General features: G+C 50.5%; 13 protein-coding genes. 7 read left to right on the top strand and 6 right to left on the bottom strand.

Annotated elements, in window-relative coordinates:
- The first annotated feature begins 78 nt into the window (after positions 1 to 78).
- Positions 79 to 870 carry a DUF817 domain-containing protein gene (locus AWJ19_RS13070; protein ID WP_068724595.1) on the top strand — a complete coding sequence of 264 codons (792 nt, stop codon included), beginning with the start codon at positions 79 to 81 and terminating at the stop codon, positions 868 to 870.
- A 95-nt stretch (positions 871 to 965) separates the two neighbouring features.
- On the opposite strand, the gene AWJ19_RS13065 is transcribed toward AWJ19_RS13070, so the two are convergent.
- Positions 966 to 2,033 (bottom strand): hemolysin family protein, encoded by a 1,068-nt coding sequence (locus AWJ19_RS13065; RefSeq protein WP_068724301.1) that lies wholly within the window; start codon positions 2,031 to 2,033, stop codon positions 966 to 968.
- Between the two features lie 52 nt (positions 2,034 to 2,085).
- The gene (locus AWJ19_RS13060) at positions 2,086 to 3,402 is read right to left on the bottom strand and encodes a hemolysin family protein (protein ID WP_068724300.1); all 1,317 of its coding nucleotides are present in this window, start codon (positions 3,400 to 3,402) and stop codon (positions 2,086 to 2,088) included.
- A gap of 361 nt (positions 3,403 to 3,763) precedes the next feature.
- On the opposite strand from AWJ19_RS13060, the gene AWJ19_RS13055 reads away from it, so the two are divergent.
- Positions 3,764 to 4,402 (top strand): spore coat protein, encoded by a 639-nt coding sequence (locus AWJ19_RS13055; RefSeq protein ID WP_128083596.1) that lies wholly within the window; start codon positions 3,764 to 3,766, stop codon positions 4,400 to 4,402.
- Between the two features lie 69 nt (positions 4,403 to 4,471).
- Here the strand turns inward: AWJ19_RS13055 and AWJ19_RS13050 are convergent, their stop codons facing one another.
- From AWJ19_RS13050 to AWJ19_RS13040, 3 genes are read right to left on the bottom strand one after another with little or no spacing between them, the layout of a single operon-like run.
- Positions 4,472 to 5,155 carry a lactate utilization protein C gene (locus tag AWJ19_RS13050; protein WP_068724296.1) on the bottom strand — a complete coding sequence of 228 codons (684 nt, stop codon included), beginning with the start codon at positions 5,153 to 5,155 and terminating at the stop codon, positions 4,472 to 4,474.
- Positions 5,152 to 6,579 carry a LutB/LldF family L-lactate oxidation iron-sulfur protein gene (locus tag AWJ19_RS13045; protein ID WP_068724294.1) on the bottom strand — a complete coding sequence of 476 codons (1,428 nt, stop codon included), beginning with the start codon at positions 6,577 to 6,579 and terminating at the stop codon, positions 5,152 to 5,154. The genes AWJ19_RS13050 and AWJ19_RS13045 overlap by 4 nt, the downstream gene beginning before the upstream one ends.
- The gene (locus AWJ19_RS13040) at positions 6,576 to 7,328 is read right to left on the bottom strand and encodes a (Fe-S)-binding protein (protein ID WP_068724292.1); all 753 of its coding nucleotides are present in this window, start codon (positions 7,326 to 7,328) and stop codon (positions 6,576 to 6,578) included. The genes AWJ19_RS13045 and AWJ19_RS13040 overlap by 4 nt, the downstream gene beginning before the upstream one ends.
- A gap of 165 nt (positions 7,329 to 7,493) precedes the next feature.
- Here AWJ19_RS13040 and aldA point away from each other — a divergent pair, with 165 nt between their 5' ends.
- The gene (aldA, locus tag AWJ19_RS13035) at positions 7,494 to 8,939 is read left to right on the top strand and encodes an aldehyde dehydrogenase (protein WP_277815804.1); all 1,446 of its coding nucleotides are present in this window, start codon (positions 7,494 to 7,496) and stop codon (positions 8,937 to 8,939) included.
- A gap of 441 nt (positions 8,940 to 9,380) precedes the next feature.
- On the opposite strand, the gene AWJ19_RS13030 is transcribed toward aldA, so the two are convergent.
- Entirely contained in the window at positions 9,381 to 9,797 is a 417-nt protein-coding gene (locus AWJ19_RS13030) for a GNAT family N-acetyltransferase (RefSeq protein WP_068724290.1), read from the bottom strand.
- A 217-nt stretch (positions 9,798 to 10,014) separates the two neighbouring features.
- Here AWJ19_RS13030 and AWJ19_RS36575 point away from each other — a divergent pair, with 217 nt between their 5' ends.
- The 4 genes from AWJ19_RS36575 to AWJ19_RS13015 are packed head-to-tail and all read left to right on the top strand — an operon-like array spanning position 10,015 to position 14,201.
- Positions 10,015 to 10,605 (top strand): hypothetical protein, encoded by a 591-nt coding sequence (locus tag AWJ19_RS36575; RefSeq protein ID WP_241781725.1) that lies wholly within the window; start codon positions 10,015 to 10,017, stop codon positions 10,603 to 10,605.
- The gene (locus AWJ19_RS36570; RefSeq protein WP_241781724.1) at positions 10,515 to 11,171 is read left to right on the top strand and encodes a hypothetical protein; all 657 of its coding nucleotides are present in this window, start codon (positions 10,515 to 10,517) and stop codon (positions 11,169 to 11,171) included. The genes AWJ19_RS36575 and AWJ19_RS36570 overlap by 91 nt, the downstream gene beginning before the upstream one ends.
- A 56-nt stretch (positions 11,172 to 11,227) precedes the next feature.
- A complete protein-coding gene (locus AWJ19_RS13020) occupies positions 11,228 to 12,853 on the top strand; it encodes a glycoside hydrolase family 43 protein (RefSeq protein ID WP_068724288.1) in 1,626 nt (541 codons plus the stop codon).
- On the top strand, positions 12,840 to 14,201 hold the full coding sequence (locus AWJ19_RS13015; protein ID WP_068724287.1) for a glycosyl hydrolase family 28 protein: 1,362 nt from the start codon (positions 12,840 to 12,842) through the stop codon (positions 14,199 to 14,201). Before AWJ19_RS13020 ends, AWJ19_RS13015 begins: the two co-directional genes overlap by 14 nt.
- The last annotated feature ends 214 nt before the right edge of the window (positions 14,202 to 14,415 follow it).

Below are 14,415 nucleotides of genomic sequence, written 5' to 3'. Positions count from 1 at the left end.
AATACCATGATATGATACTGGCAACAACAATTAAACGAGGTGTTACGCATGAACTCATTATCCGGGGTGAACTCCGCAATGAACAGAAAGGTGAGAACCGCTTTTACCCAGCTGCTGCATTTCGGTTATCATCAGGCGATGAGCTGTATTTTCCCCGTAGCTATCTTTGGCACGCTTGCTTTGTCCGGAGCGGTGAATCTCCCTTTTATCCACCGTTATGATGCCATTCTGCTTGTACTACTCACTGTCCAGTACCTGATGTACCGCAGCCGACTGGAGACACTGGACGAAATCAAAGTGATCTGTGTATTTCACATTATTGGCCTGCTGCTTGAGATTTATAAAGTAAGCATGGGGTCATGGGCTTACCCTGAACCAGGCTTCAGCAAAATATTCGGCGTACCGCTGTACAGCGGTTTTATGTATGCCAGTGTCGCAAGCTTTATGTGCCAGATCTGGCGCAGGCTGAGAATGGATATGACCGGCTGGCCGGGGCTGCTACCTGCAGGGCTCCTGGGCGGAGCCATCTACCTGAACTTTTTTACCCATCATTTCATTCCGGATTTCCGCTGGTGGCTGACCGGGCTCGTGCTCATCGTATTCTGGCGTACCTGGATCATCTACCATGTCCGGAATGCTACATATCGGATGCCGCTGACGCTGGCGTTTGTAATTGTCGGCTTTTTTATCTGGCTTGCCGAGAACATCGCGACATTCTTTAACGCCTGGAAGTATCCGGACCAGCATCAGACGTGGCAGATGGTCGGGTTCGGCAAAATCAGCTCATGGTTTCTGTTGGTTATCATCAGTGTCATTATCGTTGCCCAGCTTAAGCATGTGAAGGCAGGGAGGGCTGACCGCCAGTCCTGATAATTACCATGCCGGATGACTGAACGGCTTCAGCATAAAAAGAGCCTGCACGTAATGTGCAGGCTCCTTTTATGCTCTATAGTAGCAGGGTTCATTTAATTCGGGGAAACGTTCAGATTCACGTTAAGGCTCTCATCCCTGATGTCGCCGACGATCTCCTCCAAAAGGTCTTCCATCGTGACAATCCCGATGATAGCTCCTGACGTATCCGTAACGGCAGCCATGTGAACCCGGGTCTGCTGCATCCGCAGCAGAACATCGCGCAGATTCTTCCCGGCCGCAAACTTCGGAATATCGTGGATAAATGTCTGCCAGCTGGCTGTCCGGCCGGCGGCGATGCTCGTAAGCATCTCTTTGGTGTTTACATAACCGGTATACCGGCCGCTGCCGTCGGCAGCTACAACAGGATAACGTGTATAATCATGTCTGCCCAGAATTTCAATAAGCTTTGTTACAGGCATATCATGCTGTAATGTAACTACATTCGATACCGGTACGATGATCTCACCAAGTGTGCGCTCATCAAAGGCAAAGATGTTGTTCAGGTAGACGAGCTCTGTCTTGTTGATTTCTCCGCTCTCGTAGCTCTGGTCAACGATCCATTTCAGCTCTTCTTCGGAATGGACCGTTTCGTGCCCGGCAGGCTTAACTCCGAAGATGCGGAGCAGCAGGCGGGCGGAACCGTTCAGGGCTACAATAAACGGGTACGTGATTTTACCGAACCAATACAGCGGAGGGGCAAGCAGCAGGGTCATCCGCTCAGCGAATTGGATGGCCAGTGTCTTTGGTGCAAGCTCACCGATAACCACATGCAGGAAGGTAATGATCGACAGGGCAATCAGATAGGAGAGCAGCGTCGACAACGCGGCCGGTACACCCATCTGGTCAAACAGCGGATGCAGAATCCGTTCGACCGTCGGCTCACCGAGCGCCCCCAGTACGAGGGCAGTAATCGTAATACCAAGCTGACAGGCGGATAAATAGTAATCTAGATCATGTGCCACTTTTTTGGCGATGACCGCTTTTTTGTTGCCTTCACTGATTAATTGATCAATCCGTGACATACGTACTTTTAGAATCGCAAACTCGGCTCCGACAAAAAAAGCGGTAAGACCGATAAAGATCGCAACCATAATTAAATTTATCGTAATAACTCCGTCCAAAGTTTTCCCTCAGCGTGAGGGATTCACCTCCAAAGTAATAGATAAGACATTCTTATTGCTGTAACTGCGGCTGGTTATAGTGAAGAATGACCTGCTTGATCTGGAAGTTATCCATTTCCATAATCGTCCAGCTTTGTCCGCCGGCCTTGAATTCATATCCCTCTTCAACCGATGTACCTTCACGGAATTGAATCCAGCCGCCGATCGTGTCGATTTCATCACTGTCCTCAAACGTAAAGCCGAACTGCTCCTCAATATCCTCCAGCAGTACACGTCCGTTGATAACGTAAGTCTGTTCATCAATCTGCTGGATCTCCGATACCTCATCAGCATCGAATTCATCGCGGATCTCTCCGACCAGCTCCTCCAGGATATCCTCCAAAGTGAGAATTCCGGCGGTACCGCCGTATTCGTCAATAACCAGCGCCATATGCATCTGTTCCTGCTGCATTTTGAGCATGGCTTCCTTAATAGGCGTTACAGAAGATACGGTAGGGAGACTCCGTACAAATTCCTTTAGATGAGGATCCCGGCCCGCGATAATGTGCGGAAGCATTTTCTTCACGTTAACCACGCCAAGCACACGGTCTTTATTGCCGGTCTCGATGACCGGATAGCGGGTATAGTTATTGGTGTCGAGTATGCTGACGATATCTTCATTCGACATGTCATAATCCAGGGCGACCATTCCGGTCCGCGGAATCATAATATCCTTGGCTATACGTTCATCGAAGGAAAATACATTTTCCAGATACTCCAGCTTCTGTTCATTAATCTCGCCGCCCTCAAAGCTCTGGGCCATAATGATCCGGAGTTCTTCTTCCGAGTAATGCTCTTCATGGCCTGCAGGCTTGACGCCGAACATGCGCAGGATGACCCGGGAGGTTCCGTTCAGCGCCACGATAAACGGGTGCATGATTTTGCCGAACCAGTACAGGGGCGGGGAGAGGAGAAGCGTAAGCTTTTCTGAAAACTGGATCGCCAGTGTCTTCGGTGCCATCTCTCCGACAACTACGTGCAGAAAGGTTACAAATATAAATGCAATTGCATAAGACGCTACAGAAGCAGAAGATTCAGATACATTGAAATAATCAAAAACAGGGTAGAGAATACGTTCTACCGCCGGCTTACCGATGGCACCGAGACCGAGTGCAGTTACTGTAATCCCGAGCTGGCAGGCGGACAGGTAGTAGTCCAGGTCTCCAACCACTTTTTTAGCAATTACTGCCTTTTTGTTGCCCTCATCAATCAGCTGTTCAATCCGTGACATCCGCATTTTTACGGCTGCAAATTCTGAAGCTACAAAAAAAGCCGTCATTACAATTAATATTGCAAGGATAATTAGGTTAGTTAAGGTTATTAAATCCAATCCTTTCCCTCAAAAGAGGGATTCACCTCCAAGTTGAATTAAGGACGTATTTGTGATTCAAACGTAAGCACCAGGATACTCATACAGCAGTAGAAGCGGATCAATGTAGGAGCACAATCCATTTGCAATATCGCCTTCCCATTATTGTTCGCCCCCCTCCATAAGATATACGAAAGAGTATAGCATATTTCAACACAAACCATCCAGTTGCACGTTATGGTTTGCGAGTTTACGCAATTGAAGCCTTTCTGGCAGAAATATTCAGAATAGATCGGGCACTTCGTATCCATACTAAACCGGGCTTTAAATGAGGCCCTGAAAAAGCCAGTTACACAATATAACCCACTAGGAGGAATAAATGATGCAGGTGCAAAATCATGTAAACGTGGAAACAGGCATTATTCCGCCGCAGCTGAACCATGGCGGACATGAAATGTTCGATGTGCATGAGGTTTTAGCCGGAGCAATCAATACATTGAATTTGTATACGATGTTGAGTCAACATGTGCAGGATCAGGAGCTCCAAGCCATTCTGCAGAGACAGAAGCAGTTCATTACAGATGAATACAACCTCACGCTGGAGTGCTTCAAAACAGGGCAGAATCCATCCAAACATACGGAAAGATATACCATGACACAAGGAAATGATTTTACGTACGGCATGAAACCCAGCTCTCCAATGAAGCCTATGCAAACGGCTGCGGAGATTAATGATCAAACCATCTCGCTCAGTATGCTGAATGCGCTGAAGCAGGGTGCAGTAGTCAAAACGACAGCAGCGCTCGAAACAACGAATCCGGTTGTGCGCCGCGTATTAGCAGATTCCTTGCCGAACTGTATCGAGATGGCTTATGAGATTTCCATTTATCAGAATAAAAACGGCTATTACCAGGTGCCGCAGCTGGCCCAGCAGGATATGCAGCAAATGGCGAACGGTTATGCTCCTGCTCCCATTCAGCCGGCCATGACAGGAAGCATTCCCAACAATCGGCTTCAGTAAAAATAAAGCAGAGCAGAGATTCTTCCGCTTATGGAGGAACTCTGCTCTGTAATTTCTTTTTAAGTATCGTTAAATAAGGACATAGGTGGCTCTCAACGGGCCGTGGACACCGACAACAAGCTGCATTTCTATGTCCGCCGAATTGGAAGGTCCGGAGATGAAGTTGATGGAGGAGCCGACCGGCTCGCCTGCTTCAATCCGCCGGTTTAATGCTGCCGCTGCCTGTGTGGAACGCAGCACGATCCGTTCTCTTTCAATTATGGCGATATAATGCTCAGGCAGAAAGTGAAGGGCACGCCCCTGATCCGGCCGGCTTTCCACGACTATAGTTCCCGATTCAGCCAGTACATAATCTGCGAATACGAGTACGGTATTGGCCGCTTCTGAACGGCTGATATTATCCTCGCGGCCGGCAGCTTCCGACCATTCCGTTGAACCCGGAAAGCTTAGATTATAGCGGGCAAACCTCGGATCACCCGAAGTTATTACCGGTCCGCCGCCGTTGGCGGCAATCAGATCATCAAGCGTCTGCTGCAAAATCTCAGGTGTGGATTCAATCAGCTGGGTATGGATGAAGAAGCACTGCTCCTTAAGAATATCAATCAGATCGGCATTGGTAAGCGTCCCATAGCTGTCGGGAATCATTCCCTTGATATCCGGACGCTGGACGTTGTATGAGCGCTCCCGGCCAAGACTGGAAGCCACCCGGTTCAGAAAGGATTCCCTGTTGTTGTTTTTGTTTATGACAGTCATTGTTTTGTACCTCCCTGACGTTCCTTCATCCAGGTGCGGAAACTGTCCGCCTGCCTGACCGGCTGATTAAGATCACGGACGCCGACCCAGCCCTGGATCAGACCCGGTCCTCTGACAATCCGGCCATGCTTGCTCATCATCCGGCTGCCCGGATTGGCCAGACGCAGCACCTTCCCGAACAAAGAGGGGGAGGAGAGCAGGCGGCTTGCCGCTTTCATCTGGATGCGTTCAGCAGCGCCGGTCCGCTTCTCCTTCACGATATTCTGCCGGTGCATGATTAGCTGCTCGTGCAGCGGGATTTTGACCGGACATACATCTGTACAAGCCCCGCATAGACTGGAGGCAAAGGGCAGCTCCTTATAATCATCGTAACCGCCGAGCAGCGGCGTAATGACCGCTCCGATCGGGCCCGGATAGATGGAGCCGTAAGCATGACCGCCGATATGCCGGTAGATAGGGCAGACGTTCAGGCAGGCGCCGCAGCGGATGCACTGCAGGGCTTCGTTAAATTCGCTTCCCAGAATCTCGGACCGGCCGTTATCGACGACAACGAGGTGGAATTCATCTGGGCCATCGCTTTCACCGGGTGCCTTGGGACCCATGACGGTGATGTAGCTGGTCAGCTTCTGTCCGACAGCACTCCGGCAGAGCAGATTGTCCAGCACCTCCATTTCCTCCATGGTCGGTACAATCCGTTCCATCCCCATTACAGCGATCTGCGTCTTGGGAATAGCGGCTGTCAGGTCACCGTTGCCTTCATTGGTGACCAGATTGATCGCGCCCATATTGGCTACGGCGAAGTTGCAGCCGGTAATCCCGACATCCGCCTCCAGAAACTTCTGGCGCAGTACGGCGCGGGCATGACGGGCCAGCTTCTCCGGGCTTTCATCTCCTGTATAACCAAGCTTTTCTGTGAATACCCGCTTAATCTGATTCCGGTCCTTATGAAGGGCAGGGGCCACAATATGCGATGGCGGGTCCCAGTCATCAATCTGCAGTATATATTCGCCAAGATCAGTCTCGATCAGGTCACAGCCGGCTTCAATCAGCACCTTGTTCATTTCAATTTCCTCAGTGACCATGGACTTTGATTTGACGATTTTTCGGGCCTGCTTCGAGACGACAACATCACGGATATAGCTGCTGGCCTCTTCCTTGGTTGCGGCAAAATAGATATGGCCGCCTCTGGCCTCAATATTATCAGCCAGCTGGTTCAGATAAAAATCCAGGTTCTTAAGTGTATGCTGGCGGATGGTCTGGCCGACAAGCCGCCATGCCTCCCAGTCACCGAGCGCAGTAGCCGCAGTAAGACGTCTGGTCTTGAGACTGTCCTGCGCGGAGCTTACGGCGCTGCGCATAAAAGTGTTTCCGATGCCGTCCGCTGTCCGCTCGCCGAACTCCCTTTTATCTGTCTTCAGGCTCATGAGGGGATGCCTCCTTTGACTGCGGCTGTCTCACCGGTATGGTTCAGCACCTCAGCAATATGCATAATTTTTACTGGAACTCCTTTACGGGACAGACGGCCGCCGATATTGAGCAGGCAGCCCATATCCGCGCTGATCAGTATATCCGCTCCGGTTTCAACCACACTTTCGCATTTTTCATCCACCATCTGGCTGGAGATGTCCGGCATTTTCACTGAAAAGGTGCCGCCAAAGCCGCAGCAGTTGTCACTGTTCTTCAGCGGCTCAAGCTGTAATCCGCGGACCTGCTCCAGCAGCAGATAAGGGGTTTCCTTTTCACCAAGCAGCCTCGTCATGTGGCAGGAACGGTGATAGGTCGCAGTACCCTCAAGCCTTGCTCCGACATCCGTAATCCCCAGCACTCTGACGATAAATTGGGTGAATTCATACGATTTCTCTTTTAAGGCAACCGCTTTCAATTCCCAGTCCGGATCACCTTTAAAAATCTTCGGGTACTCATGGAACATGGCTATGCAGGAGCCGGAGGGACCGACAACATAATCAGAATGCTCAAAGGCGAGCATCATATTTTTCATAGCCAGCTTGGAATCCTCCAGATACCCGCTGTTATACGTGGGCTGGCCGCAGCAGACCTGCGAAGCCGGAAAATCAAGCTCACAGCCAAGCCTTTCAAGGACTTCAACCATTGCTTTTCCCGCTGAGGGGGTCATAAGGTCTACTAAACAAGTCGAAAAGATGCTTACTTTCATTCCTGTTCCTCCAATCGCAACTTGGTAATTATAGCTTAACTCAAGAAGTCAATGAAAAACAACATAAAAACACACGAAAAATGTGTATGTTGTTGACATAAAATGTTGTTAGCGTTTACACTAGAGAGGAAGTGATGGAATAATTTATCTTGAGGGGGAGTAACAGTGGAAAAGCATTTGATGTACATCAACGGCCAATTTACCGAATCAGAAACCCAAGAGTGGATGGATGTCACCAACCCGTCAACCGATGAAGTCATTTCACAGGTACCCAAAGCGACCAAAAATGATGTCGTGCGTGCCATTGACGCTGCCGATGCAGCACAGTCAGCCTGGGAAGAAACCCCTGCTGTAGAAAGAGGAAAGTATCTGCATGCGATTGCAGACGGAATCCGTGCCGAGGCGGACAGTATTGCCAGACTTATTTCTGAGGAAGTAGGCAAAACGCTGGAGTTGTCCACGGTTGAAGTCCATTTTACGGCAGACTACCTGGATTACATGGCCGAATGGGCACGCCGCTACGAGGGTGAAATTGTCCAGAGTGACCGCGATAACGAGAATATTTTTGTGTTTAAACGGGCCATCGGGGTTACTACAGGGATTCTGCCCTGGAACTTCCCGTTCTTCCTGATTGCCAGAAAAATGGCACCGGCGCTGATTACGGGCAATACGATCGTAGTTAAGCCAAGTGTGGAGTCACCTAATAATGCGATAGCTTTTACCAAAATTGTAGATAAAGTCGGTCTGCCAAAGGGTGTATACAACCTGGTTACCGGCAGAGGCGGCGAGGTCGGCAATGAGCTGGCCAGCAACCCTAAAGTCGGCATGGTCAGCCTGACAGGCAGCGTTCCGGCCGGACAAAAGGTAATGGAGGCCGCAGCCGAGAACATTATCAAGGTCAGCCTTGAGCTTGGCGGCAAAGCGCCGGCGATTGTCATGGCGGATGCGGATCTGGATCTGGCAGTTAAAGCGATCGTCGATTCCCGCGTCATCAATACTGGCCAGGTATGTAACTGTGCCGAGCGCGTGTATGTGCACGAATCGATTAAGGACGAATTCACCGCCCGGCTGGTTGAGGCCATGAAGGCAGTGAAATACGGCAATCCTCTGGTCGATACCGGCATCCAGATGGGACCGCTGATTAACAAGGCCGCCCAGGATTCTGTTCAGCAGAAGGTAGACCGGGCTGTCGAAGAAGGCGCAAAGGTTCTGTTAGGCGGTAAAAAAGTCGAAGGCACCGGCAGCTTCTTTGAGCCGACCGTCATTGCCGATGCTACTAACAAGATGGAGATCGTGCAGGAAGAGATCTTTGGGCCGGTTATCCCGATTGTAACATTCGCAACCCTGGATGAAGCGATCGAGCTGGCCAATGACAGCGAATTTGGCCTGACTTCTTCCCTGTATACGCAGAACCTGAATGTGGCGATGAAGGTAATCAAACGGCTGAAGTACGGGGAAACCTACATCAACCGCGAGAATTTCGAAGCGATGCAGGGCTTCCACGCCGGCTGGCGCAAATCCGGCATCGGCGGTGCCGACGGCAAACACGGCTTGAATGAGTATCTGCAGACTCAGGTTGTGTACCTGCAGTATGATAAGTCGGTTAACTGAGGAATTCCAAAGTGAAAATAGATGTGCACTAATCTAATTATAGCCACAGGCTCCGAACTTTCCGGGGGCCTGTTTTTCGTTTAGGCATATCAGGGGTGATATGGGAAGGCTATAGAAGAAGGTAGGGAGTGGTTGATGGTGGAAGAGAGTAAATGGTAGGGAGTAGATAGTAGGGAGTAGATAGTAGATAGAAGTGAAGTAAATAGAAGTGAAGTTGATAGAAGTGAAGCTGATAGAAGTGAAGTAAATAGGAGGTTAGAAGATAGAGGTTAGATGAAACTACACTTTACTTTGAGCACCAGCGTGCGAACTTGATTCTACCCATTGCAAGTGATTCAGCCAAATCAAGGGCAAAAATGCCCTTGATTTCGCCTCAATCAGGCAAATCAACCAAACCAAGGGCAAAAAGGGCAATGTAATCTACTCAGCGCCATCCCCCCGTTAAAGCCGCTTTTTCAGATAATACTTCGTATGCCCTTCATTCGGACAATCCTTGATCTCGCCAAAAATCTCGTAGCCTTGCTTTTGATAGAAATGCGGCGCCTGCCAGCTCATGGTGGTCAGCTCACTTACCTTGCAGCCGAGCTGCCGGGCCCGGTTTTCAATCTCTGCTAGCAAGGCAGCCCCTAGACCGGTCCCTCTGCAGGAAGGATCGACTGCCAGCAGGTTCACATTCAGGATGTACCAGGCCACATCTCCTGTAACCCCGCCCACAAAGCAGTCATTCTCGTAAGCTGCAAAGGAGAGCATTTTCCGCTCATAGGCAGGAATGCTGCTATCAGCACCATGACGGTGCTCTTCCAGTAACCTCGTTATTTCCCGCTGATTGTGTACGGCGTCTAATTCTACAATGTTCAAGTGTGCTCACTCCTTCTGACTAACTATAACATATCATAACCGCTCTGATTGGCTATCCGGTTCGCTATTCTCAGTATAAATGCTTTTGCACCTGTTCATCATAAAACTCCTTAAAAAATAGCGGGAAAACCTGAAAAAGTCGCATACCAATCCCTGCACAGGTATCCTACAATGAAGTCAAATCCGCATACTAAACAGAGAAAGTAGGAAAAGAGACATGCTACAGAGTAAAGACCGCAATTGGGTGGATTCCGTTATCGGAAAAATAACAGCCAAGCTGGATACCGTCAGCGAAAAATCACGCCACAAAATCCCGTACACCACCGTGGACGGCACGCATGACGACAAGGCGACGAAAAATGTAAGCGGCTTCGATGCCGACGGCATCTGCTGGTGGACGAACGGCTTCTGGGGCGGCATGCTGTGGCTGATGTACCATGAGACCGGCAATGACAAATACAAGGAAATCGCAAATATATCCGAGGAGCTGCTCGACAAGTGTTTTCAGGATTTCTACGGTCTGCATCATGATGTGGGCTTCATGTGGCTGCCTACCAGTGTTGCCAACTATAAGGTGACCAAGAATCCGGATTCCCGCAAAAGAGCGCTGCATGCCGCCAATCTGCTGGCCGGCGGTTTAATCTGGCGGGAGGCTTTATCCGTGCCTGGAATGACCTGGACGAAGGCGATACCAGAGGCTGGGCCATCATCGACTGCATGTTCAACATTCCGCTGCTGTACTGGGCGACAGAGGAGACCGGTGATCCCCGGTTTAAACAGATTGCCATGCGGCATGCCGATACAGTGATGTCCACCTTCGTACGGCCGGACGGCTCGGTACACCATATTGTAGAACTTGATCCGTTCAACGGCGGTGTGGTTCGGACCTACGGCGGACAAGGCTATGCGGACGGCTCCTCCTGGACCAGAGGGCAGACCTGGGCACTATACGGCTTCATGATGAGCTATATCCATACAGGCAAAGAAGAATATCTCCAGACTGCGAAGCGGATTGCCCACTATTTCATGGCCAATATCCCGGAGGACGGTGTCATTCCGCTCGATTTCCGCCAGCCGGCTGAGCCTAAGCTTGAGGATGATACGGCTGCGGCCATTGCCGCCTGCGGATTGATTGAGATCGCCAAGGCTGTCGGCGAACTGGAGCGTGAGCTGTATCTGAATGCTGCGCTTAAGCTGCTGCGGGTACTTGATGAACGTTCCGACTGGTCGGACGAGAATGACTGTATCATTCAAAGAGGATCTGAGGCTTACCACAAGCCGCGCAACCAGCATCATCATGCGATTATTTACGGGGACTATTATTTCATGGAAGCCATATTCAAGCTGAAGGGGAATGACCTGTATTTGTGGTAGAAAAGCAGACAAAGTGGGCTGACCCGACTCTAATGCAAAGCGAGGATATCTATACTATGAGCCACATGATCAAGAATCCGGTCCTGCGGGGCTTCAATCCCGATCCGTCCATCCTGAGGGTCGGGGATGATTATTATATCGCCACCTCCACCTTCGAATGGTTCCCGGGTGTGCAGATTCATCATTCCCGGGATCTGGTCAACTGGGAGCTGATTACCCGTCCGCTTAACCGGGTCTCCCAGCTGGACCTGCGCGGCATCGGCGCTTCCCAGGGAATCTGGGCGCCATGCCTGACTTATGATAACGGCACGTTCTATCTCATATACACTGTAGTGAATTCCTTTTATGTCAAAATGTACGACACACCCAATTATCTCGTAACGGCGACGGATATCCGCGGGGAGTGGTCTGAGCCGGTCTACCTGAACAGCTACGGGTTCGATCCGTCGCTGTTTCATGATGAGGACGGCCGTAAGTACATCGTAAGCATGGTAACCGATCACCGGGTAACGAAACGCTATAGAGGGCATCTTGTCATCCAGGAGTATTCTGCTGAGGAGCAGAAAATGATTGGTGAGCCTGTAACAATCTATGCGAGCCATGATACATACCTGGAGGGGCCGCATATTTATAAGCGGGGCGGCTATTATTACCTGTTTGCAGCAGATACCGGAACAGGGGAAGGCCACGGCCAGAGCATGCTGAGATCCAAAGAGCTGTTAGGTCCCTACGAAGCATATGAAGGCAATTCCCTTATGACCTCCAGAGACAATCCCGGGCTGCCGCTGCAGAAGGCGGGCCACGGCGATCTGGTTGAAACCCAGAACGGGGAATGGTACATGGTGCATCTATGCGGCCGTCCCTTAGAGAACCGGACAGAAAAAGGAGAGCGGAAATATACACTCGGGCGTGAAACGGCGCTGCAGAAGGTAGAGTGGACCGAAGACGGCTGGCTACGCTTAGCAAACGGTTCAGTACTGCCGGATAGCGAGGTAGAAGCTCCTGACCTGCCGCCGTATCCGTTTACGGCGAAGCCGGCAAGAGATGATTTTGACGGTGCTGAGCTGGATATCAGCTTCCAGTCCCTGCGGGTACCACTTGACGCCTCCTTTTATTCTCTGAGCGAACGGCCCGGTTACCTGCGGCTGTATGGCCGCGAAGGGCTAGGCTCAAAATTCCGGCAGAGCCTGATTGCGAGACGGTGGGAGGAGCACCGCTTCACCGCTGCGGCAGCACTTGAATTCGAACCTTCCAGCTTCAAGCAAATGGCCGGCCTTATACTGATCTATGATACCCAGAATTATTACTACCTCCATGTCACGCATCACGAGGATCTGGGCCGGTGCATCAGCATTCTCTCCGCCGTTAACAACAGCTATTCCGAGCCGGCTGGCTATGTGCCGCTGCCGGATAATGCGAAGCAGGTGCTATTGCGGGCTGAGGTGGATTATGACAAGCTGCAATTCTCTTACTCTGTAAACGGTGAAGAAGAATATGTAAACTTCGGTCCGGTTCTTGATGCGAGTACATTGTCTGACGAAGCCTGTCAGGAGGGCTGGTTCACCGGATCTTTTGCCGGCATCTGCTGCCAGGATTTAACCGGCTTCCGCCAGCCGGCAGATTTTGATTATTTTGAGTACTATAACAGGGAGCAGGCGGGCTCTGCGAATGACCACGAATGATATTTTTGATGTGAAGCGGTACGGCGCCACTGGCGATGGGGTAACGGTGGACACCCGTGCGATCCAGCAGGCTATTGATGAATGCCATAAATCCGGCGGCGGGAATGTCGTGCTAAGCGGCGGAACGTTTGTTTCGGGGACGATTTTCCTCAAATCGAATGTGAACCTGCAGCTTAATCCTTCCGCAGTGCTGCTTGCCAGCCCGGACATCCGCGATTTTGCGGAGGACACGCATTATAACCGCTATATTAATGAGAAGGATATGGACAGATGCTTCATCTATGCAGTGGATGCTGTCAATGTCAGCATTACCGGCCAGGGCGAGATTAACGGCAACGCTGAGAAATTCCCTAATGAGGGCAGTATCTACCGGCCGATGATGATGCGTTTTCTGCGCTGCAGCAACATTCATGTCACCGGACTGAGACTCTATAACTCGACTGCCTGGACGACCGCCTTTCTGGATAGTGAGAACATCTGGTGTGAAAATCTCGATATCAGGAACGATAAAAAATACAACGGTGACGGACTGGACTATGACGGCTGCCGGAATGTGTTCATCTCGGGCTGCAAAATCCTCGGTACCGATGATAATCTCTGTCTTCAGGCCGGCAGCAAGGACTACCCGATGAAAAATGTGCATATCGTGAACTGCCATTTTACCTCGATCTGTGCCGGCATCCGGATCGGGCTGAAATCCATCGGGAACATTTCGAATGTCACCATCCATAACTGCACCTTCGAAAATGTCTGGCGGGAAGGCATCAAGATCGAATGCACGGAAGGCGGCAGCATCAGCGATATTGTCGTTTCCGGTCTTGTCATGCGCAATGTTTCCCGTCCCGTCTTTATCCTGCTGAATAACAGGCTGGATGATATCGGCTCCTCCATCGGCCTTGAGAGCATGCCGGAGATTGGCTCGCTTGAACGGATTATGCTGTCAGATATCATCGCCACAGATGATGAAGAGATGTACAAGACCCATTACCGTTTCACAGATGACATTATGGGCAGCCCGTCCTTTAACGGTATCCGTGTTGATGCGTGCAGGGAGCATCCGATCCGCGATCTGACCCTTAGAAATATAATGTATACTTGCGCCGGTGGTGTAAAAAAAGCAGAGATTCCTGCTGCTTACCCGCAGGTCCATGATATGCGGCTGGAGCATCCGGAGGCAGCTGCAGAGAATTACTATCCTGACTGGAGCCGCACCACCTTCATGGATATCCGGAATGTGGAGCGGCTTACCTTGGACGGAATCAGATTCCACGCGCTGCGTAAGGATACACGGAAATCTTATATAATAGAAGGAAGTAATACTCTAAAGCTGGACATTGTGGAATATTAGCCGCGTCAGGGCCGCAGCAGAGCAGAACAAGAACAACAGGCATAGGGATGAGGATTTGATGGATTATAGACAGATGCTAAGTGTCAGTGCCGTGGCTGTAGGGGAAGCTGACCACTGATGTTATTTGATTTGTGCCAGCACTTCATTCCATATTAAATCACAAAAAAGACTCAGCCAAACCAAGCTGAGTCTTTTTTGATTTCCTCAAGCAACT

It is taken from the genome of Paenibacillus sp. DMB5 (assembly GCF_001517085.1).
Lineage (GTDB): Bacteria > Bacillota > Bacilli > Paenibacillales > Paenibacillaceae > Paenibacillus_AQ.
This window is presented reverse-complemented; position numbering and strand designations above follow the sequence as displayed.